Here is an 873-nt window from a genome sequence, read left to right as displayed (position 1 = left end):
CTATGACCCGTAACTACCGCATCGCAGTGATTCCCGGCGACGGCATCGGCAAGGAAGTAATGCCCGAAGCGCTGCGCGCGCTCGATGTCGTCAGCAAGCGCTATGGCATCGGCCTCACGTATGAGCACATCGAGTGGGCCAGTTGCGATTACTACGCTCAGCACGGCCAGATGATGCCGGACGACTGGAAGGCACAGCTCGATGGCGTCGATGCGATCCTGTTCGGTGCGGTCGGCTGGCCCGCCACCGTGCCCGATCACATTTCGTTGTGGGGCTCGCTGCTCAAGTTCCGCCGCGAGTTCGACCAGTACATCAACCTGCGTCCCGCGCGTCTGTTCGATGGCGTGCCGTCGCCGCTCGCCGGCCGCAAGGCGGGCGACATCGACTTCATGATCGTGCGCGAGAACACTGAAGGCGAGTACTCGTCGGTGGGCGGCACGATGTTCGAAGGCACCGAGCGCGAATTCGTGATGCAGCAGTCGATCTTCACGCGCAAGGGCTCCGAGCGCGTGCTGAAGTTCGCCTTCGATCTCGCGCAGCGCCGCGCGAAGAAGATCACGGTGGCGACGAAGAGCAACGGCATCTCGATCAGCATGCCGTGGTGGGACGCGCGCGCCGCCGAAATGGCCGCGCGTTATCCCGACGTCGTGTGGGACAAGCAGCACATCGACATCCTCTGCGCGCGCTTCGTGCTGAACCCCGACCGCTTCGACGTGGTGGTCGCGACCAATCTGTTCGGCGACATCCTCTCGGATCTCGGTCCGGCCTGCACGGGCACGATCGGCATTGCGCCGTCGGCCAACATGAATCCCGACCGCGTGTTCCCGTCGCTGTTCGAACCCGTGCACGGCTCAGCGCCCGATATCGCGGGCA

Annotated in this window: 1 protein-coding gene; it reads left to right on the top strand. The window is 64.3% G+C overall.

Annotation, left to right across the window (positions count from 1 at the left end):
• Positions 1 to 2: 2 nt before the first annotated feature.
• Positions 3 to 873 (top strand): tartrate dehydrogenase (locus tag BN2476_RS43960; RefSeq protein WP_087740356.1); only part of this gene is annotated, 871 nt, incomplete at its 3' end.

This window comes from Paraburkholderia piptadeniae (assembly GCF_900007165.1).
GTDB lineage: Bacteria > Pseudomonadota > Gammaproteobacteria > Burkholderiales > Burkholderiaceae > Paraburkholderia > Paraburkholderia piptadeniae.
The sequence above is the reverse complement of the archived record's forward strand: the minus strand, read 5'-3'. Positions and strand labels throughout refer to the sequence as shown.